Below are 25,314 nucleotides of genomic sequence, written 5' to 3'. Positions count from 1 at the left end.
GGTACCGGAAGAACCGGCAGCGCGCATCCTCATGGTCGAGGACGACGCGGTGATCCGTGAGGCGACTCAGTTGACCCTCGAGCGGCACGGCTACGACGTCACCACGGCCGAGGACGGCCTGGAAGCGATCGAGAGCTTCGAGAAGATCCACCCGGACGCGGTGATGCTCGACATCATGCTGCCCGGCCTGGACGGCATCTCCGTGTGCCGCCGAATCCGCGAGACCAGCCTGGTCCCGATCGTGATGGTGTCCGCCCGCGGCGACGCGCTGGACGTCGTACTGGGGCTGGAAGCCGGCGCGGACGACTACGTGACCAAGCCGTTCGACACGCAGGTCCTGGTCGCCCGGCTGCGCGCGGTGATGCGGCGCGCGGTCGTGGACCCGGAGCGGCCGAGCCCGGCGACCGGAGCCGGCGTCGAGTCGTTCGGCGACCTGGAGCTGGACCGCGAGGCTCTGGAGGTACGCCGGGGCGGCAGCACCGTCCAGCTGACGCCGACCGAGCTCAAGCTGCTGATCGAGTTCGCGAACAACCCGGGTGTGGTGCTGAGCCGCAGCACGTTGCTGCAGCGGGTCTGGGACTACGAGTGGGGCGGCGACGGCCGGCTGGTCGACGTGCACCTGCAGCGGCTGCGGACCAAGATCGGCGCCGACCGGATCGAGACCGTCCGCGGTTTCGGGTACAAGCTTCGCGCGTAGGCTCCTCCGCACCTGACCCGAGGGACGGAGGACACCCGTGGGGTTGCGGAGCAAGCTCGGCCTGATCTTCCTGCTGGTCTCCTCGCTGGCGATCCTCGTGCTCTGCGTGGCGGTCTACACGCAGGCCGAGTCGTCGCGGCTGGACCGGACGCGGGGACTGGCCGACGAACGGATCAAGGCGGCCGCCGACACCTACAACCTCAACGAGGTCGAGGTGCTCGGGTCGCAGCTGGACGATCCCGCCGTACCGGACCAGCTGCTCGAGGCGGTCCGGCAGGGGAAGCGGGCGACGTTCAAGACCGGGTCGCCGAACCCGAAGATGTGGGCCGCGGTCGGCGTCAAGGGCGGCAAGGTCCTGTCGATCGTGCAGGACTACGACAACGAGGACGCCTCGATGCGTGCGCTCCGGCGCGCCCTCATCATCGGCGGCATCGGCACGGTCGCGATGGTCGCTCTGGTCAGCGTGGTCGCGGCCGGCAGCCTGTCCCGGCGGATCGTCGCCGTGGCCGGTACGGCGCGCAGGATCGCCGGCGGTGAGCTGGACGCCTCGGCGGTCGAGACGATCGGCAAACGCGACGGCAAGGTGAGCAGCCGGAACAAGGACGAGGTGCACGCGCTCGCGACGGCGATCGACTCGATGGCCAGCTCGCTGCGTGGCCAGCTCGAGGCCGAGCGACGGTTCACCGCGGACGTCGCGCACGACCTCCGGACGCCGGTGACCGGCCTGCTGACGGCGGCCGAACTGCTGCCGCCGAGCCGGCCGAGCGAACTGGTCCGCGACCGCGCCAAGGTGCTGCGCGGCCTCGTCGAGGACCTGCTGGAGATCGCCCGGTTCGACTCCGGCGTCGAGCAGGCCGATCTGGAGCACATCGGCCTCGGGGCGTTCGTCGATTCGGCCGTCGGCCGGCTGCGGATGCAGCAGGCGATCGCGCCGGACAGCGTCGTCGTACGGCTGACCGGACCGGACGCGACGGTGTCGACCGACTCGCGGCGGGTCGAGCGGATCCTGGCCAACCTGATCGTCAACGGGCTGCGGCACGGCCGCCCGCCGATCGAGGTGACCGTGCAGGGCCGGACCGTCGAGGTCGTCGACCACGGCACCGGGTACCCGGAGGAACTGATTGCCGAAGGCCCCCGACGGTTCCGCTCCGGGATGGCCGAGCGGGGCGCGGGGCACGGACTCGGGCTGACCATCGCGGCCGGCCACGCCAAGGTGCTCAGGGCCGAGCTGACGTTCGGGGCCGCGCCGACCGGTGGCGCACTGGCCCGGCTGGTCCTGCCGCCGTCACCTGAGACGGATTCTTAACACAACTTCTGCTGCCGGGGCAGCGTCTCCTCTCACGTCGGGTTCACCGGAATCCGTTCCATACGAGGGGAAATCAGAAAATCATGCGCGTTCGTTCTCAGCTCGTCCGCCGTTCCGTCGCCGTGCTCGCGGGCCTCACCGTGGCCGGCGGAGCCGTTGCCCTCGGCACCGTTCAGGCCTCCGCCGCTCCGACCGCCGGGCACAGCGCCCAGGTCGCGTCGAGCGTCGCGGCCGCCCCGACGATCAGCATCAAGTCCGACAAGGCCACGGCCAAGGCGTGGGCCAAGGTCGCGTTCACCGGCAAGACCACCGGCATCGCGGCGAACACCAAGGTCCAGGTGCAGCGGCTGGAGAACGGCAAGTGGGTCAACTTCCCGGCCACCACCAAGGTGACCTCGAAGGCCACCTACTCGGTGTGGGTGCAGAGCGGTCGCGTCGGCGTGAACAAGTTCCGCGTCGTCACCGCCAAGGCCGCCAGCGCCGCGGTGAGCGTGACCGTCACCAAGTGAGCCACGCACAGCGGCGCCACCTCCCGGGGGAGAGGTGGCGCCGCTGTCGTCGTACTAGCGCGTGCCGTAGACGTTCAGCTCGGCGGCCGAGCCGAAGACCGCGCCGTTGAGCGAGCTGGTGCCGACGAACTTCACGTAGCGGCCGGTGACCGCGGGGAACTCGAGCCGCTGCACGGCGGTCGAGTTGGGGAACTCACCGGTCTTCACCGGCGTACCCCAGTTCTGGCCGTCGGTGCTGACGTACAGCTCGTAGCCCTTGAACATCCCGTTCGTGCCCGACTGCCGGGGCAGGTAGCTGAAACCGTCCACCGCGTACGACGTCCCGAGGTCGAGCGTGATGTGGTGCGGGTACGTCGCCGGGGTCGGGACCTCGGACCAGGCCGAGTGCCACAGCGTGCTGGGGTTTCCGTCCAGTGCCGCGGTCGCCGGGCCGTCCGTAGCGGGGTCCTCGCTGGAGACGTCGGTGATCTTGATCCGGGACTGCGGGACGATCCCCGGCGGCAGCAGGGTCGCCTCCGCCGTGGTGGTCGCGCGGCCGCCGGTCGCCGACAGCGGGTACTTGCCCTCCGGCGTACCGGTGGGTGGGGTGACCGCGAAGACCGTGGTCACACTGGTGCCCGCGGCAACCGATGCGTGGGTCGCCGGAGTCGTTGCCTCGACGGTCCATCCGGCCGGTGCCTGAAGGCCCAGCGTGATGGTGGTCGCCGCCACCGTGTCGTTGTTGGTGAAGGTCGCGGTGACGTCGTTGGCCTCGCCTGAGACGAGACCGTTGAGGCCGGACAGCGCCAGTGACGTGCAGTCGGCGGCCTCGGACGACTTGCCGAGATCGGTGACGGCGAAGTTGTCCAGGACGAAGTCGGCCTGGTCGCCACCGCCGGACAGCTTGCGCAGGCCGACCCAGTAGTCGCCGCCGCAACCGGCCACGAACTCCTGGCTGAACGTCGCCTTGGTTCGCTGCGCGCCGATCGGAGTCGCCTTCACTTCGACTGAGGCGGGCCGGTCGACGCCCTGGATCCAGGCGTAGTGCCCGGCCTGGCCGCTCTCGTAGTCGAAGCTCACCTTGTACTTGTGGCCCGGCGTGAACGGCACCGTCGCCGGAGTCGTCCGGTAGACCAGGCCCTGGTTCTCCTCATGCGACTTCAGCGACCAGTCGCCGTCGAGCACGTCGTCGACCAGTTTGCCGTTCCAACCGGCCTGCGTGTACGGCGCGTGCTTGCGGGCCAGGCTCGTGCGCGGGTCCGTCGTACCGCCGGAGTCGCCCTTCACGAACGGGCCCCAGCCCTGGTCGACGTTCTCGAAGTCGTCGACCAGTCCGGCGGCCGGCCGCTTCGTCTCCACGACCCGGACGTCGTCGATCCGGACCTTGGCCGATCCGGCCGCGGCCGCGATGGTCAGGTCGGTGCTGTTGCCGGCGGCAGCGAAGACGACCCGGGCGCGCTGGTAGTAGGCGTCGCTCTTGTCGTCCGAGGCGACCCGGTTCTGCGCGGTCGAGCGGGTGATCGTGTTGCTGACTCCGCCCGCGCTGATCGTCGTACGGCGTGACTTGCCGGGCTCGATCTCGATCCAGGCCGAGGCGCTGTAGGTCTTTCCGCGGGTCAGGCCGGTGATGCGCTGCTTGAGCGAGGTCTGCTCAGGACCGAGTACGGCGACGTGCTGGCCGGTGCCAAGGGTGTCGATCTTGGCGTAACCGGTCGGGCTCCACGCGGTGAGGTTGCCGGCGTTGAAGCCGGGGTCCTTGAGGTGGCTTCCTTCGCCCCAGTTCGCCGCCACCTGCTGCGGTGCCTGGTCGGGGTAGAGGACGTACGGCTGCCCGGCGACGGCGTCGAGGGTGACGACGCCCTTGCGGACCGGGGCCGTGCTGACCTTCACGCGGCCGGTGTCGGTCAGCTTGTAGACGGTGAACTTGGTCGCGGTGGCGAGCTGCGCCGGGACGCGCCAAGCGGTCAGGCCGCCCTCGGGGTTGTAGTGGTAGAGCTTCTTGTTGCCGTCCCAGGGGAGCAGGTACTTGTCGCCGTCGAGGACCTTGGCGTCACCGGCGTACAGGGTGCGCTTGCCGTTCTCGACCGCGCCGCGGACACCGCCGGTGAAACGGATGTCGCTCGCGTTCCAGTCGGTGATCTTCTGCTGCTGCAGGTACTTGGCCGGCAAGTTCTTCTGCCAGACGTTGGCGGAGAACTTGTTCCAGTCCGTCTCGCCGGTCCAGCCCTCGAACTCGACCAGCGAGCTCTGACCGAGGATCGGGTCGGCGTTCCAGACGTCCTTCTCGTGGTTGCGGACGAACCGGATGATCTGGCTGTTCAGGCCCTTGTTGGTCGCGCCGCCGTAGTCCAGGTCGTTGGCCCAGTGCGACCACAGCGACGTCCGCTCGTGCCGGTCGGCCCACTCGGTCGCGATCTGCCAGCCCTGGTCGGCGAGCTGCCGGGTCAGACCGTCGGCCAGCCAGCCGGACTGGTAGTAGACGTCGATGTAGAGCTCTTGCAGGTTCTTGTCGGTCTCGTCGCGCAACTGCTGGAACCGCTTCACGATGTTGCCCGTGGCAAGGTCCGGGCGCTGCTTGATGTAGTAGCTCTGGTTCAGCCAGTTCCAGCCCTTGCTGGACTTGTCGACCAGGTCCTCGCTGAAGGCGTTGGCCTCGGGGTAGGACTCGGTGGCATTGACGTGGACGCCGAACGCGGCGTTCCAGCCCTTGCCCTTCTTCAGCAGCGTGTTGAGGTCGGTCAGGCCGCCGGCCCGGACGTTGTAGTTGCCGCCGTAGTCCGGGTGCGCCGAGTCGTGGCCCTCCGAGCCGTAGCCCTTGAGCAGCGCGAGCTGGCCGAGGCCGTCGGTGCTCAGCGAGATCCGCTTGACGTCGTCGAGCGTGCGCAGGAACGGGTGCGTGGCCTGGCTGGCGAAGTTGAACGGGATGTGCGTGATCACCCGGTCCTTGACCAATTCACCACCCTTCGGCTCGGTCATGATCGCGCGGAACGCGAGCGCGCCGTCTTGCCAGTCGACCGTCTTGTCCTGGTTGGCGTCCGGAGTCACCACGACCTTTGCCCAGGGCAAGGGCTCCGTGGACGGCGAGGTGTCGGCGCGGTAGGTCCACTGGCCGCTCCAGACGCCGACCCGGGTGGTGCCGTCGGCGGCCTTACGAGCGCGGTGCCAGAACCGGGCGCCGTCGTCGACCGACTGGCCGGACGGCTTGTCGTACGTCGAGTTGGACTCGATCCCGGCGGCCAGCCCGCTGGTGCTCACGAACGCGTACGCCGCTCCGGTCGGTGCCGACTCCGCCGGGGTGGCGGCGGTGACCGGGGTGATCTTGTCGGCGGTGCGGGTGGAGTCGGGGTCGAGCGTGGTGAACGCGGTGGTCGCTTGTGCTTCGGTGCTCGAGACCGAGACGAGGTCGTGGTCGGGGATGTCGATCGTGCCGACCCGGCCGGCCTCGGTGTCGCGGACGGCGTCGATCGCGAACGTGGTGACGCGGCCGGCGAGCGCGAGGCTGGCGTCCAGCTCGACGCCGGGGAGCGCGTCGAAGGCGAGGTGGTAGACGGCCCTGGCGCCCTCGACGGTGGGCGGGCTCTTGAGGTGCGCCGTCCGGGCAGTGCCGTTGATCGTGACGGTCGAGATCGCGTCCGGCTGACCGCCGAGGATCCGGCCGGAGGCGTTGTCGGCGTACTGGACGACGCGGGGGAAGTCGGCGGCGACGGTGACGGTCAGCTCGGTCGAGCTGAGGGTCAGCGGGCCGGTGGTTCGGCTGGCGGCGGCGCCGGCTGACGGCGCCGCCAGCAGCGCCGCGGTCAGCGCGAGAGCGGCGGTGGCGGCCGCTGGACGGATGGGAATCACGAGCGCACTCCTCGGACGACGGGCGGGTCGTCGAGGATTCTGTGCTCAGGACCGAGCAGTAGTCAATAGAAACGAACAGCTACGAACAGGTTTTGTTCACTTTCGCGCAGGAGTGATCCGTCCGGTGACCTCGCCGAGGCCGATCCTCCGGCCGTCCTTCGTGGTCGCCCACCCCGTGATCGTGACCTCGTCACCGTCCTGCAGGAACGTGCGCTCCTCGCCGTTCACGGTGACCGGCTCGCGGCCGCCCCAGCTGAGCTCGATGAAGGAGCCGCGCTGGTCCTTCGCGGTGCCGCTGACGGTGCCGGAGGCGTACAGGTCGCCGGTGCGGACGGAGGCGCCGTTGACCGAGAGATGGGCCAGCATCTGCGCGGGGGACCAGTACATCTCCCGGTACGGCGGGGTGCTCACCAGCTGGCCGTTCCAGCGGACCTCGAAGGTGATGTCGGGGTTCTGGAGGTCTCCTCGGAGGTACGGGAGCACCGGGGGGTCCTGCTGCGGGAGTGGGACCATGGCGTCCTTCAGTGCCTCCAGCGACACCACCCACGGGGAGATCGAGGTCGCGAACGACTTGCCGAGGAACGGCCCGAGCGGGACGTACTCCCACGCCTGCAAATCGCGCGCCGACCAGTCGTTGACCAGCACCACGCCGTACATGTGGTCCTCGAATGCGTCGACGCCGACCGGCGTACCGAGTGCGGACGGCGTACCGACGACGAAGCCGAGCTCGACCTCGATGTCGAGCCGCTGGGACGGCCCGTACGACGGTTCGGTGTCGGTGGGCGCCTTGCGCTGGCCCGACGGGCGGACGATGTCAGTGCCACTGGCAACGACCGTGCCGGCCCGGCCGTGGTAGCCGACCGGGAGGTGCTTCCAGTTCGGCAGCAGGGGCTCGGAATCGGGGCGGAACAGACGGCCGAGGTTGGTCGCGTGCACCTCGGAGGCGTAGAAGTCGACGTAGTCGGCGACCTCGAACGGGAGCAGCATCGTCACGGCGTCACGCGGGACGAGATGCGGTTCGACGGCGTCGCGGTTGTTCTCGTTGCGGACCAGGTCGAGCAGCCACTCGCGGGTCGCCTTCCAGGCCGGGCGGCCGAGCGCGAGGAACGCGTTCAGGGTCGGCTGGTTGAACAGCTGCGACCCGTCCAGCATCTGCGCCGACGCGACCGGCGCCAGGTCGATCAGGTGGTCGCCGATCGCGGCGCCGATCCGCGGCTCCTCGTCGCCGAGCCGGAACACGCCGAGCGGCAGGTTGTCCGGGCCGAACGGCGTGGCGTCGGGAAGGTCGATCCAGGTCACAGGGCGCTCCAGTTCTCAGCCGAGGAGGTCAAGCATTTTCAGGTCGTCGTACGGCTCGGTGATGCTGCACGAGCCGTACGACGTGAACCAGCGGCGAGTGCTCTCGGCCTGCTGGTCGTTGATGTCTGTGGCCTTGGCGGCCAGGGTTTTGCCGTCGCGCTCGTCGAGCAGCGCGGTGAGGTCGTCGAGGCCGGCGCCGTCGAGAGATGCGCGAGTGGCGAGCAGGACGTTCAGGAAGCCGTGGTGCTCGAAGCCGGTGTCGGCCGCGGTGTGCCGTACCGCGTTGTGCAGGCCGGCCGTGCACTTGAACGCGACCTCGCGGTCGAGGCAGGCGGTGATGAAGGCGGCGACCTGATCGCTGCCGGGGAACAGTGTGGCGTCGAGGCCGCCGGTGCGGAGCTTCGCGTTGTACCCGGCGTCGGCGACGACGTCGAGAGCGCGCTCCCACGCGCCGTCGAGGCCGATCTCGACGAACGCGGTTTCCTCGTCCAGGCAGTCGTCGCAGGCGCGGACGACGCGGAGCGCGTTGCGGGAGAGGTCGTCCTCGTCGCGGAGGCGGACCTCGATGGCGGTGACGGTGAGGTCTTTCGAGCGGTCGCCGTAGCGGATGGCGGGCTCGATGCCGCCGGCGCCGCCGGTGACCACCACGGAGACGTTCAGGGGGCCATCGCCTGTCTTCGCGACCTCGGCGGCGACCTTCATCAGGTCCTGGTCAGAGGTGACGAACGCGCCGACCAGGTCGGCGTACGGCGTACCGGCGTACGCGCGGTGAGCGGGCACGGCCTCGGGCAGCGGGAGGTTCCCGGGCGGGAACATGGAGGCGTCGTCGACCAGGTGCCGGAACAGCGGTGGGACGGTTGACATGGGTCCGAGCCTAACGGATGCTTTCGGTAAGCGGACAGTCGTGTCCGATAAACGGCGATGCGGAAGCAGGAGTCATGGCGTACTACCGGCAGGTCGGGCAGGTCCCGCCGAAGCGGCACACCCAGTTCCGGAACCCGGACGGCGCGCTGTACTACGAGGAGCTGATGGGCGAGGAGGGGTTCTCGTCGGATTCGTCGCTGCTGTACCACTCCGGCGTGCCGTCGGCGATCGTGGACAGCCAGGTGTGGTCGCTGCCGGACCTCTCGACCACGGCGAACCACCCGCTGACGCCTCGGCACCTGAAACTGCACGACCTTTTCGACGGGCCGGCCGGTTCGAACGTGGTCGAGCACCGGCGGCTGGTGCTCGGGAACGGCGACGTCCGGATCTCGTACGTCGTGGCCGGCGAGCCGTCGCCGTACTACCGGAACGCGATCGGCGACGAGTGCGTGTACGTCGAGAAGGGCTCGGCGACGGTCGAGACGGTGTTCGGGGTGCTGGAGGCGCGCGAGGGCGACTATGTGCTGATCCCGCGGGCGACGACGCATCGGTGGTTGCCGGGCGCTGACGGGGTGCACGCGTACTGCATCGAGGCGAACAGCCACATCGCGCCGCCGAAGCGGTACCTGTCGCGGTACGGGCAGTTCCTCGAGCACGCGCCGTACTGCGAGCGGGATCTGGTGACGCCTGCGACGCCGTACGTGGTGGACGGTGTGGACGTCGAGGTCCTGGTCAAGCACCGCGGCAACGGGCCGGGCGGGATCGTCGGCTCGCGCATGACCTACGCGACCCATCCCTTCGACGTCGTCGGGTGGGACGGGTGCCTCTATCCCTACACCTTCAACGTGAGCGACTTCGAGCCGATCACCGGCCGCATCCACCAGCCGCCACCGGTCCACCAGGTCTTCGAGGGCCACAACTTCGTCATCTGCAACTTCGTGCCTCGCAAGGTCGACTACCACCCGCTGTCGGTGCCGGTGCCGTACTACCACTCGAACGTCGACTCGGACGAGGTCATGTTCTACTGCGGCGGCGACTACGAAGCCCGCAAGGGTTCCGGCATCGGCCTCGGCTCGATCTCGTTGCACCCCGGCGGCTACGCCCACGGGCCCCAACCCTCTGCGATCGAGGCGTCTTTGGGTGCCGAGTCCTTCGAGGAGCTGGCCGTCATGGTCGACACCTTCCGCCCGTTGGAGCTGGGCGAGGGCGGTACGGCGGTCGACGACGGCGTCTACGCCTGGACTTGGTCAGGCCGGCGCCTCGGGGGCTGAGGCTTCCCCCACGCGGGCGCCTCCGTTCGCTGGCGCTCACTACGGTGCCTGCTCCCGCCCACCCTGGGTTCAACTGCGGGCTGGCGCGCGCACAGCTCAGCGCGCCGGCGCGCCGACGGCCTCGTCGCCGAAGTGGTCTCGATGGTTGCCGCGTGCTACCTCGGCTCGACGCGGAGGGTGGTGGCTCTGGCTGCGGCGTTGGTGATCGCCTGGCTCGAGGATCCGGTGCCGTACTTCTTGTAGTACGCCGCGTCGAGCTGATCGTCGACGGTCGTGTCCGGGATGAAGCTGACGGCGCGGGTCTCGCCGTCCCAGGCGATCGCGCCCTCGTGGTGATGGACGACGCCCTGGTACCAAGCGCCCTCGGCGCCGCGGACCGACCGTACGTACAGGCTTCCGTCGACGACGACGTGCCACACGATGGTGAGGGTGCGCAGTGATCCGTCCTTGCGGCGTCCGGCGACGCGGATCTCGTCGATCCGGTCGAGGGTGGCCAGCTCTTCCGCGGTCCAGGTGCTCATGTGCTGAGGCTCCTTCAGCTAGACGTCGGCCAACGGTGGTCTTCGGACCTTCCACGGTGGCCGTGGACGGCACCCCTTTCACGCTACGTCGTCCTGACGGGGCTGCCAGACCCTGTCATTACCCCTCAGAAATTTCCGGGCAAGCTTGTCGGAATCCCGATGGGCACTTCGTAGACAGTGTGAGAGGCCGGTGACGGACCGGTCCGACGCGAGGAGAGTCACCCAAGATGGAAACCGTTGCTCGGCGGCTCAAGGAGCTTTTCGTTCCGCTTCACGAGGTCGCCTACATGGCTGATGAGCCGAACGAGGAGCTGCAGGCGCTCGGGTACGAGGGGTACTGGCCGCTGTACTTCGCCTCGCGGTCGGCGCCGTTGGGCCGGGTGCCGGCTGAGGTTGTGGATGCTTTGTTCTACAACTTCGCGCCGGGTGAGGTTGCGGCTTGTGTTCCGAGTTGCTGGGAGGTCGCTACGCCGGAGGAGGTGCTCGCCGCTCGGGAGCGGGGGTGCGTGAAGGCGTTGCGCGCGATTCTGGGGGAGCTGGCGGACAGCCCGGTGATCGCGCGGTCTGCGGACCTGTTCTTGAAGGCCGCGTTCAGCGTGCCGGTGGATGGGCGGATGCTGTTCGCCGGGCTCCGGTCGTTGCCGGTGCCGGAGGAGCCCGTCGCCCGCTTGTGGCACGCGGCGACTCTGCTGCGAGAGCACCGTGGCGACGGTCACCTGGCCGCCTTGGTCGCCGCCGGGATCAACGGCCAGGAATCGCACGTACTGCAGGCGCTCCTGTGGGACATGAAGCCGCGCGACTTCGGCCGGCTCGACCCGCTGAACGACGAGGAGCTGGAGGCAGTGGTTGACGGACTCCGCCGGCGCGGACTGGTCGACGACGAAGGCTGGTTCACCCCGGCCGGCCGCAAGCTCCGGACCGAGATCGAGGACCTCACCGACGAGCTCGCCGCCCCGGCGTACACCTGCCTCGAGCCCGACGAGATCGAGGAACTCGTCACCGGCCTCGCCCCGATCATCGAAAAGGTCAACGCCGCCCGTCCGTTCTGAGCGCCGGTAGCAAGGGGGAGTGCATGGCTGGATCCGGGTCCATGGTGTGCTCGCGAGCCGGGCGCACCGACGCCCACCACTGATCAACCCCCGCCGATCTGCGGCGATCACGCTCAGCTAGGCGGCGACGGGGTACTTCGGCGGAGGTTGATCAGTGGTGCACGGCGACGGCGGTGGGGTTGGCGGACCTGCACCACTCACCAACCTGTGCGGACGCTCGCCGTTACCGGCAGGCTGAGCGTGATCGTTGCGGATCCACCGAGGTTGGTGAGTGGTGCACGTTCGCCGAGGAGAGCAGCCGCTCGCAGGGCACACGCCGGCCTCAGTGCGCGGCTCGACCTCAGCCACAGGCGGCCTGGCGCGCTATCCGGCGGTTGGCGGTGTCGACAGGCGAGTGGGCTGCCGGCCTGGGAGGCTAGGGGGATGAGCGAGCAGGTTCCGGTGCAGACGTTTGTGGTCGGCATCGATCGGGAGGCGGTGCTGCGGCGGCGGGAGGCTGTGCACAAGGGGCTGCGGCGGGGGGCCTGGGTGACCGCCGGGATCGGGGCCTTGGGCATCGGGATTGCGGTGTACGCGCTGCTGGCGTTCCAGGGGTCGGGGATGTGGCCGTTCATGCTGTTGCTGATCGCGAGCATGGTGCCGTTGGTGGCCAGTACGGCGTTGGCGTTGCGGTTGGTGAAGGATCGGGAGCGGTGGTTCGCGGCCAACGAGTTGCAGCCGGTGGCGATGCGGATGTCGCCGAAGGCGCTGGAGCTGGCGTGCGAAGGGGGCTCGTACGCCGTGATGCTGCCGTGGGAGTCGGTGCGGGGGTTTCAGCAGGTGAAGGTGTTCGGGCAGTACGTGCTGGAGCTGCGGCTGCAGCGTGGGGTCGGTGCCACCACCGCGGGGGTGCGCGGGCTGGATCAGCCGGCGGTGCGGGCGGTGGTGAAGCCGCATCCGTTGCTCAAGCCGACGGGGATGTTCGCGGTCAACGCGCTTGATCAGCCGATCCACGTGATCGATCAGGCGCTCCAGCACTACTCGGGTGGGAAGACGGCGATGCTCCGCTAGCAGGGCAGCGAGCGGAACGTGTAGCCCCTGGCTGACAGCTTGGTGAGCGCCCGGTCCAGCGCGGCGACGGTTGGGGAACGGTTGCCGCCGCCGTCGTGCATGAGGAAAATCGCGCCGGGACGCGCGCCGCGCAACAGGGCGCGTTCGATGGCGTCGACGCCGGGCTTCTCCCAGTCGCGGGTGTCCACGTCCCACAGCACCTGGTGCTGGTGGTACTCCGCGGCGACGGCCGCGACGTGGGCGTTGGTGTCGCGGAACGGCGGGCGGAAGCACATCGACTTCACGCCGGCGGAGATCTCCTGGCGCAACCGCGTGGGCGACAGCTTGGTGAGCATCGGGTGGTCCCAGGTGTGGTTGCCGATGTTGTGGCCGGCCCGGCGGGTGGTCTCGACCAGCGCCGGGTGCGCAGCGGCCTCGCGGCCGAGGACGAAGAACGTCGCCTGCGCGTGGTGCTTGGCCAGTACGGCGAGCACCTTCGGCGTGTACACCGGCTGCGGGCCGTCGTCGAAGGTCAGGTAGAGCACCTTGCCCCCGGCCTGCGGGTTCCAGCTGTCCGTGCGCTGGTGCTTCCGTGTCGGCGGCTTCGTCGTCCGGGGTTTCGTACCGGGCTTGGCATCGGCCAGGTGGACGGCGAGCGGACCGTGGGCCGCGACCGGCCGCATCGGCGGCGCGGCGACGGTCACCGGGTGGTCGGCGGGTTGGGCGGCCTGGGCGAGGGCGGCCCCGAGGAGGACGGCAGCAGCGAGCATCAGCTTGCCGGGCGGCGGCACGAGCATGAGCGGCATCCTCTCGCAGCCCCGGGCCATCCCGGCGTTGTCACGGCGCGTGTCGCCCGTATCGTGGCGGGCGTTGTGACCAACGACGCGTGAGGCGGAGAGATGACGGACAACGGTGACCGGACGATGGGCAGGCGCACGATGATCTCGGGCGCGGCGGCGACCGCGCTGGTGGCTGCGGGGTACCAGGCGGCCCCGGCGTACGCCGGGCAGACCCACGGAGGCGGACATGGTCAAAAGACCGTGCGCCTGAGCGTGCTCGGCACCACCGACCTGCACGGCAACGTCTTCAACTGGGACTACTTCAAGAACACCGAGTACGACGACTCGGCGCACAACGACATCGGTCTCGCGAAGATCTCCACCCTGGTCACGGCCGCCCGCGCCGAGATCGCCAAGGACCGGCACCGCCCGGCGCCGCTGCTGCTGGACGCCGGTGACACCATCCAGGGCACCCCGCTGGCGTACTACTACGCCAAGATCGAGCCGATCACCGGCGGCCACGTCCACCCGATGGCGGCCGCGATGAACGCGATCGGGTACGACGCCGCCGCGCTCGGCAACCACGAGTTCAACTACGGCCTGGACATCCTCCGCAAGTTCCAGCGGCAGCTGAAGTTCCCGCTGCTCGGCGCGAACGCGCAGGACTGGACCACCGGGCTGCCGGTCTTCCCGCCGTACGTGCTGAAGCGCGTGCACGTGCCCGGCACCGGCCGGCCGATCACGGTCGGCATCCTTGGCCTGACCAACCCAGGCATCGCGATCTGGGACAAGGCGACGGTCGAGAACAAGATCAAGTTCGGCGGCATCGTCGAGCTGGCCAAGTACTGGGTGCCGCGGGTGCGCCGCGCGGGCGCCGACGTCGTGATCGTGTCCGCGCACAGCGGCATCGACCTCAGTTCGTCGTACGGCGACGCGCTGCCGGTGCCGGAGAACGCGGCCGGCCCGATGGCCGAGCAGGTCCCGGGCATCGACGCCGTCCTGGTCGGCCACGCGCACCAGGAGATCGCCGAGCGGTTCGTCACCAACCAGCAGACCGGCGAGCAGGTCGTGCTGGTCGAGCCGCTGAAGTGGGGCATGCGGCTGGCGCAGATCGACCTCGACCTGCAGCAGCAGCGCGGCCGGTGGAAGGTCGTCGCGCGGCACAGCCAGGTGCTCAACGCGAACACGGTCGCGGCCGACCCGAAGGTGGTCGGGCTGCTGCAGAAGGACCACGACCAGGTGATCGGGTACGTGAACTCCAAGATCGGCACCTGTACGACGGCGATGTCGGCCGCGACGGCGCCCTGGGAGGACACGGCCGCGCTCGACTTCGTCAACTTCGTCCAGGCCGACGCGGTCAGCAAGGCGATCGCCGGTACGCCGGAGGCGACGCTGCCGGTGCTCGCGATCGCGGCGCCGTTCAACCGCGCGGCCGCGATCCCGGCCGGGGACGTGTCGGTGCGTGACGTCGCCGGGCTCTACATCTTCGACAACACGCTGCTCGCGGTGAAGCTGACCGGCGCGCAGGTCCAGGAGTACCTGGAGTTCAGCGCGCAGTACTTCAAGCAGGTCAGCGGCACCGGGCCGTTCACGCCGGACCAAGTCACCAACGCGCCGACCCCGACCGCGCCGAACGGGACGCCGGACTACAACTACGACATCGTGGGCGGCCTGACCAAGCCGCTGGTCTACCGGATCGACATCGCCAAGCCGGTCGGCTCGCGGATCACCGGCCTGTCGTACGACGGCGCGCCGGTCGCCGCGGACCAGCAGTTCGTCGTTGCCGTCAACAACTATCGCCAGTCCGGCGGCGGCAACTTCCCGCACATCTCCAAGGCGCCGGTCCTCTACAACCAGCAGGTCGAGATCCGCCAGCTGATGATCGACTACGTCACCGCCACCGGCTCGGTCGACCCGGCGGCGTTCGCCACCACCGACTGGGCGCTGGTCTCGAACGGCGCGCCGATCGTCGTCACCGCGTGAGCAGGTGGCCGCCGCCCACCAGGGCGGCGGCCACAGGTCAGGCGTAGGTGCTGCGCTTGCCGAACAGGAACCACAGCAGGCTGCCGATGAACGGCGCGACGATGATGAAGACGAGCCAGACGAGCTTCATGCCGCCGGACTGCGGGGCGGTGAGCGAGCTGACGAGCGCGCCGAGGACGAGCAGGGCGTAGGCGGCGAGGATCGCGATGATGCCGGCGCCGCCGAGGGTGCCGAGGGTGTCGTTGCTGAGGGCGAGGGAGTTCATCAGGCGGCCTTCCAGTCCGGGTGGCCCGGCATCGGTGGCGTGGTCGGAGCGTAGAGCCAGCTGTCGACGTACGCCGTGAGGTCGCGGCCGGAGACCTGGTTGGCTACTGCGACGTAGTCGGCGGTGGAGGCGACGCCGTCGCGGTAGCGGTCGTAGAAGGTCTGCTCGATCCGGCGGAAGGTGGCGTCGCCGACCAGGAGGTTCAGGCCGGTGAGCATCAGTTGGCCGGGTACGTCGGTGTCGAAGAGGACGGATCCGGAGTTCTTCAGGTGGCCGGCCGGGCCCTGCTCGTCGCGGTTGGCCTGGTCGGCCGCGTACGACGACCGCAGCTCGGCGTCGAGGTCGATGAAGCCGCGCTCGGCGGCGTACTTGCGTTCGTAGTACCGGGTGTGGCCCTCGCTGAGCCACATGTCGTCCCAGTTGCGGATGGCAACGGAGTCGCCGAAGTACTGGTGGGCCAGTTCGTGCACCAGCGTCGGCGCCTCGTCCTTCGGGGGCAGCGACAGGCCACCGCCGAAGGTGGACAGAGTCGCAGTCTCGAGCGCGACGCCGTTGTACGCGCTCATCAGTCCCAGTACGCCGTACTTCTCGTACGGGAACGGCCGCCCGAGCTGCTGCTCGATCCAACGGAGCTGCGCCGGCGTCTCGCGTGCGGTCAACTCCATCGCGTCCGAGTAGGCCTTGCCGTCAGGAGCCTTCGCCAGCGAGACGTAGCTGCGCACCGGGAGCCCGTGCGGACCCGTCTGCTTGATCTCGCGGAACCGCCCGACGGCGATCGGCAGCACGTCGGGCTTGATCGGGTGATCGGTCCGGTAGATCCAGGTCTTCTCACCGCCGTGCTGGTACGACGCCAGCAGCCGCCCGGCCGACACCGCGGTCCGATCGCTGGGCGCGGTCAGGCGGACGGTGTAGCGGGCCTTGTCGCTCGGGTAGTCGTTCGACGGGAAGAACTGGTGCGCGCGGTTCGGCTGACCGAACGTCGAGAAGCCGTCGGGAGTCTTGACCCACGCCTCGATCGGCCAGTCGACTCCTGGCGGGAGTGTCGTGCCGGGCGGTGCCGGGTTCTTCGACCGGTCGGCGACGTAGTCGATCCTGACCGTGAAGAACGCGTCCTGAGGGATCCGCGCGGTGACGATCAACTTCTCGGCCGCCGGATCCAGCCGGTACGGAACCGCGCGGCCGGCGACGCGGACCGCGGTGATCTGCTGGGCGACCGAGTCGAGGCTGAACGACGACAGCGCCTGCGTGGCCAGAGCGCGCACGGTGACGGAGGCGGCCATCGTCGTACGGTCCGGCTGGTACCGCAGGCTGAGGTCGTAGTCCTGGACGTCGTACCCGCCGTTGCCGAGGGTGGGGAACAGCCGGTCGCCCGCGCTGTGGGCGCCCGGGGTGAAGGGAGTTGCGACCGCGACGCCGGTGGTGAGGGTGAGTCCGATGGTTGCTGCCAGCAACGCCGTGATGCGGTGAGGAGTAGGCATGGGACCAGCCTGGCCGAACCGGACCAGACCGCACATCGACCCCAGGGCCGGGCTCAGGCCCTACGGAAGTCGTAGGTCGACGAGGTCTTGACGTGGCGAAAGGCTAAGTGATTTAGTCACTTTGTGACTTACTCAACCGCGGAGACGCCGAGCCTGTCCGATCGCCTGACCGAGGCGATCCTGGGCATCATCCGGGACCAGGATCTCGGCCCGGGGGACGCGATCCCGTCCGCGCGTGAGCTGGCCAAGCGGTTCGAGTTGACCACGCCGACCATTCGCGAGGCGCTGCGGAAGCTGGAGGCGACCGGTGCGGTCGAGTTCCGGCACGGCTCCGGCACGTATGTCGGGCCGACGATCAACAACGTCGTCCTGGCCAACCCGCACCGCCCGCCGATCACCAAGGAGTCGGTGCTGCAGCTGATCGGCGCCCGCCTGGTGATCGAGCCGGCCGTCGCCCGTCAGTCGGCGCTGGCACGCGGCGCGGAGAACCTGGAACGCCTCGAAGCCGCGGTCACCAACGCGCTCGTGCCGCCCGGCGGACCGGCGTTCGCGCTGAACTTCCACGTCGAGCTGGCCGCCGCCTCGGGCAACCCGTTGCTCGAGGAGGTGCTGACCTCGCTGCTGAAGGTCCGGCTGCGCGAGCAGCAGCAGATCCGGCAGCTGTACGACAACCGCGAACGCGACCACGAGGAGCACCGCGCGATCCTGGACGCCGTCCGCGCGCAGGACGCCCAGGAGGCCGAGTGCCTGACCCGCGAGCACCTCGACAACATCCGCGCCGCCGTCGAGGCCGCCACCTTCCCGGAGCTCCCGTGATCAACCGACTCGCCGAGATGACCACGGACCAGGCCAAGGACGCCGTCCGTACGGCGCCGCTGGTGATCATCCCGGTCGGCGCCCAGGAGCAGCACGGGGGCGGGATGGCGATGTCGACCGACACCGTCCGCGCCGTCGGCGTGGCCGACCTGGTCGCCGAGCGGCTGGCGGGCCGGGCCGTGGTGGCTCCGCCCCTGACGTACGGCGTCTCGCCGCACCACATGGCCTTCGCCGGCACGATGACGTTGTCCCCGGCAACCTTCGCCGCCGTCGTACGAGAGCTCGTGGACAGCCTGTTCCAGCACGGCTGGCGGCAGTTCCTGGTCGTCACCGGGCACGGCGGCAACAACGCCGCGCTGTCGGTGCTGGCACAGGAGTACGTGCGCAGCGACCTGACCTTCGCCTGGACCCCGCTGACCGAGATCGTCTCCGACCTGATCACCGACGTCAGCGAGGTGCACGGTCACGCCGGTGAGGCGGAGACCGCCCAGATGCTGTACCTCGCGCCCGAGCTGGTCCACGCCGAGCAACTGGAGCCCGGCGCCTTGACGTTCGACGAACTGAGCACCCCCGCCCGCCTGTCCCGCACCAAGCAGGGACCACGGATGTCGGTCGGGTTCGACGAGTACCACAAGCGTGGCGTCCTGGGAGATCCCCGACGCGCCACCGCTGAGCAGGGTCGTCTCCTGGTCGAGACGGCCGCCGACCGGATCGCAGCCTTCGCCGACGAGCTCCTCTCGGCCTGACCCAGCCCGGTCGCGGCGCCGCCGCGACCGGCCGATTCCGCACACTCACTGGACACGCCCGATGCGTTCCAGGCGCGAGCCTGCCCGCCCGCAGGCCGCACGCCCGAGGAGGCACCCCTGATGAGACTCCATCGCCTTGCCCTCGCCGGCCTGGTCACGGCCGGCCTGGTGACCGCCGTGGCCGGTACGCCGCTGGTCCCGGCCATCGCCGCCCCGGCGGCCGGGACCGCGCAGGAGCAGCAGGACGCTGCGGCCGACCGCAGTACTGGTTGCTCCAAGCAAACAGCTCAGCAGCCCGGGACCGGCGCCGACTACACGTTGGTCAGCGGTAGCATCGAGCGCACCTACCGCCTGCACCTGCCCGCCAAGTACGACGCGAAGAAGGCGCAGCAGCTGATCGTCGTCTACCACGGCCGTGGCAAGACCGGTGCGTTCACCGAGGCCTTCTCGGACCTGTCGAAGCTCGACGCGATCGTTGCCTACCCCAACGGTGTGCTCGGTGACGAGGACAAGCAGGCCTGGCAGGGCGCGCCGTACTCGAAGGCGGGGGTCGACGACGTGAAGTTCACCGCCGACCTGCTGGACAGCCTGGAGGCGGCGTACTGCGTGGACAAGAACGCGGTCTACGCGACCGGAAAGTCCAACGGCGCGGGCTTCACCGGGATCCTGGCCTGCCGGATGGCCGACCGGTTCGCCGCGATCGCCCCGGTGGCCGGCGCGTTCTACATCGAGGGCGGCCGCTGCGCGCCGAGCCGGCCGATCCCCGTGCTCGACATCCACGGGACCGGCGACACCACCATCCCGTACGGCGGCGACGGGTCGCGCGACCTGCCGAGCGTGCAGACCTGGACCCGCGACTGGGCGGTCCGCAACCACTGCGATCCCGAGCCGCGCCTGACGACCCAGGGCGACGACGTCCTGACCGCGACGTACAAGGGCTGCAAGGCCGACGTGGTGCACGTCGCCGTGACCGACGGCGGGCACAGCTGGCCGGGTTCGGACGCGGCGTCCGGTCCGGGCTACGTCACCCAGACCTTCGAGGCGCACGAGCTGATCGGTGCGTTCTTCCGCGCGCACAAGCTGAGGAGCTGAGATGAGCACGGCGACCGAGGAGGCCAAGGAGCTGCCCCGCCTGGTGAGGGCGATGGCGGTGATCGAGAAGGCGGGCAACGCGTTGCCGCACCCGTTCTGGCTGTTCTGGATCCTGTCCGCGATCCTCGCGGTGGTCAGCTGGATCCTTTCGGTGCTTGACGTGTCGGTGGTCTCGCCCAAGGACGGCAAGACCGTCGCGGTGCAGAACCTGCTGTCCGGCGACGGCCTGCAGATGGCGGTCTCGACGGCGGTGTCGAACTTCGCCGAGTTCCCGCCGATGGCCACCATCGTGGTGGTCATCATGGGTGTCGCGCTGGCCGAGCGGACCGGCTTCCTGCAGTCGCTGATGAAGGTCAGCGTGTCCCGGGTGCCCACCTCGATGGTGGTGTTCGCGGTCGCCTTCGCCGGCACGATGGCGCACGTCGCGTCGGCCGCGGCGTACATCATCCTGGTCCCGCTCGGCGGGCTGGCCTTCCGGGCCGTCGGCCGGTCGCCGATCCTGGGCATCGTGGTGGCCTACACCGCGATCGCCTCCGGGTACGACGCCAGCCCGATCCCGACGCCGAACGACGCGATCTTCGCCGGCATCACCGAGGCGGCCGCCAGGACGGTCGACCCGGACGCGTCGATCTCGCCGCTGTCGAACTGGTTCTTCAACATCGCCTCGTCGATCCTGCTGTCGCTGGTGATCACGCTCGTGGTCCGGCTGGTGCTGAGCAAGCGGACCGACCTGGACGCCGACCCGGACGCGCCGGGCGACGACCCGGACGCACTGCACCTGTCCGACCGCGAGCGCAGCGGCCTGCGCCGGGCCGGGATCGTGTTCCTGGTCGCCGCGGTCGCGATCGTCGCGATGCTGCTGCCTCACGACTCGCCGTTGCGCGGTGAGAACGGCAGCATCGTCGAGTCGCCGTTCCTGGACGGCATCGCGATGGTCGTCGCGGTCCTGTTCGGCCTGGTCGGCATCACGTACGGCGTGACCGTCGGCACGATCAAGCAGGCCGGCGACGTCCCGAAGCTGATGGCCGAGGGGATCAAGCAGATGGCGCCGGTCCTGGTGCTGTTCTTCGCGATCGCCCAGTTCCTGGCCTACTTCAGCTGGAGCCGTATCGGCGACCTGCTGTCGGCCGAGTCGGCGCGCTGGCTGGGAGACATCGGGGCGCCGACGGTGGTGATCTTCCTCGGCATCCTGGTGCTGCTGACGCTGATCAACATCCTGGTCACCAGCGGCTCGGCGATGTGGTCGCTGACCGCGCCGATCCTGGTGCCGATGATGCTGCTGCTGAACGTGCCGGCCGAGACCACGCAGGCGCTGTTCCGGATCGCGGACTCGGGGTCGACGGCGATCACGCCGATGAGCCCGTACTTCGTGATGGCGCTGGGCTTCCTGCAGCGCTACCGCAAGGACGCCGGCGTCGGCACGCTGGCGTCGTACACGGTGCCGCTGGCGGTCGCGATGACGATCGCCTGGACGCTGCTCTTCCTGGCCTGGTGGGCGCTCGGCATCCCGCTGGGACCGGGAGCGCCGGTCAGGTAAGCGCGACCCCCGCGGTCCGCAGCTCGACGAGAGTCTGTTCGGTGCTGGCCGGTGCCACCCCTGCGGTGAGCCCGGTCAGCACCGTCGTCGTGAAGCCCTCGCGGTGCGCGTCCAGGGCGGTCGCGCGGACGCAGTAGTCGGTCGCGATCCCGCACACCTCGACCTCGGTGACGCCCTTGTCCCGCAGCCAGGCGGCCAGGCCGTCCCCGTCGTGGGACTTGCCCTCGAAACCCGAATACGCCGCGGCGTACTCGCCCTTGTCGAAGATCGCGTCGAACGGCTGGGGGTCCAGGTTCGGGTGGAAGCCGACGCCGTCGGTGCCCGCCACGCAGTGCCGGGGCCAGGAGTTCACGAAGTCGGGCTCGTCGGAGAAGTGGTCGCCCGGCTCGATGTGGTGGTCGCGGGTGGCCACCACGTAGCCGTACCTGCGGTCGTTCGGGTCGGCCTCGTGCCACTCGTGCAGCAGCTGCCCGATCCGGAACGCGACGTCCGCGCCTCCGGCGACGGCCAGGCTGCCGCCCTCACAGAAGTCGTTCTGCACGTCGACCACGATCAGCGCCCGTGTCATCGCGGGACTCCTCTCTCCTGCCCTTACGGTACAAGCCGCGGCCGCGGATCGCGGTGAGGAGCAGCACGAGCGGCCCTGCTGCCTACCTATGCGCGTGCACGACGGTGAGGGATGCTGAGAGCATGAACCCGATCACGCCGCACGGCCTGCACCACGTCACGGCGGTCGCGACCGATCCGCAGCGCAACATCGACTTCTACACGACGGTGCTGGGGCTGCGGCTGGTCAAGCAGACGGTCAACTTCGACCGGCCCGAGCTCTACCACCTGTACTACGGGGACGAGGCGGGTCTGCCGTCGACGCTGCTCACGTTCTTCCCGTGGCCGGAGGCGCCGGACGGCAAGCAGGGGACCGGGCTGGCGACGGCGACCGCGTTCAGCATCCCGCCGGAGAGCCTCGGGTGGTGGCAGCAGCACCTGGCCGGGCTCAAGGTCGACGCGGACGCGCCCGTACGGCGTACGGACGAAGAGGTGATCGCGTTCCGGGACCCCGACGGGCTGGTGATCGAGCTGGTCGCGGCCGAGGGCGACTCGCGGTCGGGCTGGGACGGCGCGGCGGGGATTCCGGCCGAGCACGCGGTCCGCGGGCTGCACGCGATCACGGTGACCGAGGCCGAGCTGGAGCCGACGGCCGAGCTGCTCGGCGGGATGCTCGGGATGACGCTGGGTGACGAGAGCGGCGGACGGGCTCGGTTCACGATGTCGGGCGACAACCCGGGCACGCTGGTCGACGTTGCCGCGGGCGCCGGCGAGAAGGGCCTGCAGGCGGGCGGCACGGTGCACCACGTCGCGTTCCGGGCGCCCGATCGGGAGACGCAGGCAGAGTGGCGGGAGCAGCTGATCGAGTCGGGCGCCGAGGTGACCGAGATTCTCGATCGGCAGTACTTCACGTCGATCTACTTCCGCGAGCCGGGCGGCGTGCTGCTCGAGATCGCGACCGACCAGCCGGGGTTCACCGTCGACGAGCCGCTGCTGGAGCTGGGCCGCAAGCTCAAGCTGCCGCCGTGGCTGGAGCCGAACCGGGAGCAGATCGAGAACACGCTGCCGTCCATCGAGCTGCCCAGCTGAAAGGACCGGCTGCGGACCGGATCCTGACAGGATCCGGAAAAGTCTTCGCGAGCCTGTGACTCGACCCATTCCCGAGTCATAAGGAACCGCATGTCACGTCTTCTCTTGACCGGCGCGGTGGCCGCCGGTCTGCTCGGTAGTGCCCTGCCCGCCGGAGCTGTCGGTGGGCCGGTCGCCGCACTGCACGGGGACCACCTGACTGGTGGCTCGGTGTTGTTCCTGGCCAATCTGGACGACGACGCCGGGCGGTGCCGGGCGAAGGCGCGGACGGTGGCGAAGGACGCGGTCGCGCAGGAGGCGGCGTACGACGACGCCTTCTACCAGCGCAAGGAGGAACTGGAGAAGGAACCGGACAAGGAGAAGGCGGAGCGGCTGTACCAGGAGCTCGTTCGCACGTACCAGCGGCAGAAGAACGTCGCGGATCGGACGATGGCGGCCTGCAACGACGCTGCCGATGCGGTGGTCAACGGGGCTCAGGACGCAAAGGACCTGGCTCGGGTGCGGACTGCGCCTTGGGTTGGTGCGCCGGCCGGTGCTACGGGCCGGATCACCGTGTCGACCGATCACGTGCGGGTGTTCGTGAAACGGACGTCGGGGTGGTCGCCGTCGACCGTGCTGACGGCCGACGAGGTGCGGCACGGGGTCGAGCTGGGGATCGAGGGGCGCGACATCGTCCGGGACGCGGCCGCGTGGGACGGTACGGCGACGCTGAAGCTTGTTGTCAGCGGCAACGGTTCGTCGGCGACCGGGGCCCTTGCGCTGAAGGAGGCGCCGGTGCTGACCCAGCTCAACACGCAGCGGGTGCAGAAGGTGTTCGCCGGGGCCGCGGGAGACAGCGACAAGGTGGGGGCGGCCTGGCGCAAGCAGGTCGACAAGGTGGTCAAGCAGACCGGCGTACCGGGTGGGGTGCAGCTGCTCGACCAGGGGGACGACAGCTGGACACAGGATCTGTTCGAGCCGGCGTACATGTCGATCCCCGGTCCGGGTGGGAAGCCGCAGGGGATGAAGGTGCTGCTCGGGTCGGTGAACGACTCGCGCCGGGTCGGGTCGCGGGTGATCTTCACCGACCTCGCGGGGGCTGATGTCGCGGGCGTGCACGTCGAGCACGTACCGGTGCCGGAGGAGAACGACAGCTACGACTCGATGGGGAACCTCGAGACGATCCCGCCGACGCCTGGGCATCCGGTCGGGCGGATCGTGATCGGCGGCGACGGGTTCGAGCACGGGAAGACCGGGCCGGCGCCGGAGATGGTGACGCTGCTGAAGTCGCAGGGGATGCAGGACCCGCTGGCGCTGGACACGTCGTGGCTGACCGTGGGACATGTCGACGAGTTCCTGCAGTTCGTGGTGGTGCCGGGGAGCCGGTGGGGATGGAAGGCGTTGGTCGCCGATCCTGCGGCCGGCTTGGAACTGCTGCGCGGCGTACAGAAGAGCGGGCACGGCGGGGAGATCATGCACGGTGGGTTGCCGGAGCTGGAGTGGCCGTACGACCTGCGGATCGATCAGCGGAGCACCTCCGAGTTCCTGGCCGACCAGCAGTTCGTGGAGACGAACGAGCGGGCCGCGGCCAAGATCCAGGCGAACGTCGAGGTGCTGAAGGCGCAGGCCGGGCTGACCGACGCGGACCTGGTGCGGGTGCCGTCGCTGTTCACGGCGAAGTCGATGGACTACGGGATGCTCGAGACCGAGATCAGCCAGCTGGAGGACGGGCCGGAGAAGGACCAGGCGATCGCCAAGCTGCACGCGATGCGGGACGCGGTGGCGGAGATCCCAGGTGCGGTGAACGGGTTGGTGCTGAACGGCGGCCGGTACGTCGCGCCGAAGCCGTACGGGCCGGTGGTCGACGGCCAGGACGTCTTCGCGACGGCGATCGGCAAGGCGCTGGGCGGGATCGGCTACCAGGTCACCTACGCCGACGACCTGACCTCGGAGCACGTGTCCGAGGGTGAGATCCACTGCGCGACGAACACCCTGCGCGACTCGCTGTCGACGAGGTGGTGGAACTAAGGCCTGGCCGACACCGGGCGGGTCTGGTCCTTCTTCCGCGCCCGGTAGGCCTTGGCCTTCATCTTGTTGCCGCAGGTCTCCATCGCGCACCACTCGCGGCGGCCGCCTCGGGAGCGGTCCAGGTACACCTGGGTGCACTCGGGGCGTCCGCACTCCTTGAGGAGCTCGGCGTCCGAGCCGCCGAGGATGGCGATCGCGTCGCGGGCGACGGACGAGAGAGCCTGCTCGGCGGTGGCCTCGATGCGGTGGCCGTTGTGGAGAAGCTGGGGGACCGCCGCAGGGACGCGGGCGGCCGCGTTGACGATCTCGGCCGCGTGGTCGTCGTACGGGAGCTCGTTGAGCCGGGCGAAGACGAGCGTGTAGATCGCTTCGCGAACCGTGACGGCCTGGGGCACGTCGTCGGCGGCGCAGGTGACCTCGCTGCCGGCCACGACGCCGGCCTCGCGGTACCAGGCCTCGAGCTTGCCGGGCCCGGTGAGCGTCTCCAGCGGTACGGCGTTGCGGCGCGCCTTCAGCGTGCCGACGAAGTCGAGGGCGGTGTTCCCGCAGGGAAAGGCATGCTCCACGTCACCAGTTTGACAGGTGACGTCGAATGACGCAACGAACGCT

General features: G+C 69.6%; 22 protein-coding genes. 13 read left to right on the top strand and 9 right to left on the bottom strand.

Annotation, left to right across the window (positions count from 1 at the left end):
• The first annotated feature begins 31 nt into the window (after window positions 1–31).
• The 3 genes from cseB (at window position 32) to ABD235_RS14625 (ending at window position 2,512) form a co-directional block, all read left to right on the top strand.
• Entirely contained in the window at window positions 32–697 is a 666-nt protein-coding gene (gene cseB, locus ABD235_RS14635; protein WP_344174366.1) for a two-component system response regulator CseB, read from the top strand.
• 37 nt (window positions 698–734) lie between these two features.
• The gene (locus ABD235_RS14630; RefSeq protein ID WP_344174364.1) at window positions 735–2,003 is read left to right on the top strand and encodes a HAMP domain-containing sensor histidine kinase; all 1,269 of its coding nucleotides are present in this window, start codon (window positions 735–737) and stop codon (window positions 2,001–2,003) included.
• Window positions 2,004–2,086: 83 nt separating this feature from the next.
• Entirely contained in the window at window positions 2,087–2,512 is a 426-nt protein-coding gene (locus tag ABD235_RS14625; protein WP_344174362.1) for a hypothetical protein, read from the top strand.
• Window positions 2,513–2,566: 54 nt separating this feature from the next.
• Here the strand turns inward: ABD235_RS14625 and ABD235_RS14620 are convergent, their stop codons facing one another.
• The 3 genes from ABD235_RS14620 to ABD235_RS14610 form a co-directional block, all read right to left on the bottom strand.
• The gene (locus ABD235_RS14620; protein ID WP_344174360.1) at window positions 2,567–6,334 is read right to left on the bottom strand and encodes an endo-alpha-N-acetylgalactosaminidase family protein; all 3,768 of its coding nucleotides are present in this window, start codon (window positions 6,332–6,334) and stop codon (window positions 2,567–2,569) included.
• A 96-nt stretch (window positions 6,335–6,430) separates the two neighbouring features.
• Window positions 6,431–7,633, bottom strand: a complete 1,203-nt coding sequence (gene fahA, locus ABD235_RS14615; RefSeq protein WP_344174358.1) for a fumarylacetoacetase — start codon at window positions 7,631–7,633, stop codon at window positions 6,431–6,433.
• 15 nt (window positions 7,634–7,648) lie between these two features.
• A complete protein-coding gene (locus ABD235_RS14610; RefSeq protein ID WP_344174356.1) occupies window positions 7,649–8,497 on the bottom strand; it encodes a hypothetical protein in 849 nt (282 codons plus the stop codon).
• A gap of 74 nt (window positions 8,498–8,571) precedes the next feature.
• Between ABD235_RS14610 and ABD235_RS14605 the strand changes: the two genes are divergently transcribed.
• Entirely contained in the window at window positions 8,572–9,768 is a 1,197-nt protein-coding gene (locus ABD235_RS14605; RefSeq protein WP_344174353.1) for a homogentisate 1,2-dioxygenase, read from the top strand.
• 155 nt (window positions 9,769–9,923) lie between these two features.
• Here the strand turns inward: ABD235_RS14605 and ABD235_RS14600 are convergent, their stop codons facing one another.
• Window positions 9,924–10,289 (bottom strand): DUF2255 family protein, encoded by a 366-nt coding sequence (locus tag ABD235_RS14600; RefSeq protein WP_344174351.1) that lies wholly within the window; start codon window positions 10,287–10,289, stop codon window positions 9,924–9,926.
• Between the two features lie 227 nt (window positions 10,290–10,516).
• On the opposite strand from ABD235_RS14600, the gene ABD235_RS14595 reads away from it, so the two are divergent.
• Together ABD235_RS14595 and ABD235_RS14590 are read left to right on the top strand one after the other, a co-directional pair.
• Complete coding sequence (locus tag ABD235_RS14595) at window positions 10,517–11,338, top strand: SCO6745 family protein (protein WP_425553116.1); 822 nt, start codon at window positions 10,517–10,519, stop codon at window positions 11,336–11,338.
• 423 nt (window positions 11,339–11,761) lie between these two features.
• Window positions 11,762–12,388 (top strand): hypothetical protein, encoded by a 627-nt coding sequence (locus tag ABD235_RS14590; RefSeq protein ID WP_344174346.1) that lies wholly within the window; start codon window positions 11,762–11,764, stop codon window positions 12,386–12,388.
• Here the strand turns inward: ABD235_RS14590 and ABD235_RS14585 are convergent.
• Window positions 12,385–13,164, bottom strand: coding sequence for a polysaccharide deacetylase family protein (locus ABD235_RS14585; RefSeq protein WP_344174344.1), 780 nt, complete (start codon window positions 13,162–13,164; stop codon window positions 12,385–12,387). The two genes, ABD235_RS14590 and ABD235_RS14585, sit on opposite strands and share 4 nt — an antisense overlap.
• Window positions 13,165–13,266: 102 nt before the next feature.
• On the opposite strand from ABD235_RS14585, the gene ABD235_RS14580 reads away from it, so the two are divergent.
• On the top strand, window positions 13,267–15,129 hold the full coding sequence (locus tag ABD235_RS14580) for a bifunctional metallophosphatase/5'-nucleotidase (RefSeq protein ID WP_344174341.1): 1,863 nt from the start codon (window positions 13,267–13,269) through the stop codon (window positions 15,127–15,129).
• Window positions 15,130–15,166: 37 nt separating this feature from the next.
• Here ABD235_RS14580 and ABD235_RS14575 read toward each other — a convergent pair whose 3' ends face one another.
• On the bottom strand, window positions 15,167–15,394 hold the full coding sequence (locus ABD235_RS14575) for a PLD nuclease N-terminal domain-containing protein (protein WP_344174338.1): 228 nt from the start codon (window positions 15,392–15,394) through the stop codon (window positions 15,167–15,169).
• Entirely contained in the window at window positions 15,394–16,872 is a 1,479-nt protein-coding gene (locus tag ABD235_RS14570; RefSeq protein ID WP_344174336.1) for a M1 family metallopeptidase, read from the bottom strand. The genes ABD235_RS14575 and ABD235_RS14570 overlap by 1 nt, the downstream gene beginning before the upstream one ends.
• Before the next feature lie 123 nt (window positions 16,873–16,995).
• Between ABD235_RS14570 and ABD235_RS14565 the strand changes: the two genes are divergently transcribed.
• The 4 genes from ABD235_RS14565 (at window position 16,996) to ABD235_RS14550 (ending at window position 21,063) form a co-directional block, all read left to right on the top strand.
• The gene (locus ABD235_RS14565; protein ID WP_344174334.1) at window positions 16,996–17,688 is read left to right on the top strand and encodes a FadR/GntR family transcriptional regulator; all 693 of its coding nucleotides are present in this window, start codon (window positions 16,996–16,998) and stop codon (window positions 17,686–17,688) included.
• Window positions 17,685–18,434: a creatininase family protein gene (locus ABD235_RS14560; protein WP_344174332.1), complete on the top strand. Its 750-nt coding sequence runs from the start codon at window positions 17,685–17,687 to the stop codon at window positions 18,432–18,434. Before ABD235_RS14565 ends, ABD235_RS14560 begins: the two co-directional genes overlap by 4 nt.
• A 120-nt stretch (window positions 18,435–18,554) precedes the next feature.
• Window positions 18,555–19,526, top strand: coding sequence for a CE1 family esterase (locus ABD235_RS14555; RefSeq protein WP_344174329.1), 972 nt, complete (start codon window positions 18,555–18,557; stop codon window positions 19,524–19,526).
• 1 nt (window position 19,527) lies between these two features.
• Entirely contained in the window at window positions 19,528–21,063 is a 1,536-nt protein-coding gene (locus ABD235_RS14550) for an AbgT family transporter (protein ID WP_344174327.1), read from the top strand.
• Here the strand turns inward: ABD235_RS14550 and ABD235_RS14545 are convergent.
• Complete coding sequence (locus ABD235_RS14545) at window positions 21,056–21,631, bottom strand: nicotinamidase (RefSeq protein ID WP_344174325.1); 576 nt, start codon at window positions 21,629–21,631, stop codon at window positions 21,056–21,058. The genes ABD235_RS14550 and ABD235_RS14545 overlap by 8 nt on opposite strands.
• Window positions 21,632–21,753: 122 nt before the next feature.
• Between ABD235_RS14545 and ABD235_RS14540 the strand changes: the two genes are divergently transcribed.
• Together ABD235_RS14540 and ABD235_RS14535 are read left to right on the top strand one after the other, a co-directional pair.
• A complete protein-coding gene (locus ABD235_RS14540) occupies window positions 21,754–22,698 on the top strand; it encodes a ring-cleaving dioxygenase (RefSeq protein WP_344174323.1) in 945 nt (314 codons plus the stop codon).
• A 90-nt stretch (window positions 22,699–22,788) separates the two neighbouring features.
• Window positions 22,789–24,705 (top strand): protein-arginine deiminase family protein, encoded by a 1,917-nt coding sequence (locus tag ABD235_RS14535; protein ID WP_344174321.1) that lies wholly within the window; start codon window positions 22,789–22,791, stop codon window positions 24,703–24,705.
• Here the strand turns inward: ABD235_RS14535 and ABD235_RS14530 are convergent.
• On the bottom strand, window positions 24,702–25,271 hold the full coding sequence (locus ABD235_RS14530) for a CGNR zinc finger domain-containing protein (protein WP_344174319.1): 570 nt from the start codon (window positions 25,269–25,271) through the stop codon (window positions 24,702–24,704). The genes ABD235_RS14535 and ABD235_RS14530 overlap by 4 nt on opposite strands.
• Between the last annotated feature and the right edge of the window lie 43 nt (window positions 25,272–25,314).

This window comes from Kribbella lupini (assembly GCF_039529595.1).
Lineage (GTDB): Bacteria > Actinomycetota > Actinomycetes > Propionibacteriales > Kribbellaceae > Kribbella > Kribbella lupini.
The sequence above is the reverse complement of the archived record's forward strand: the minus strand, read 5'-3'. Positions and strand labels throughout refer to the sequence as shown.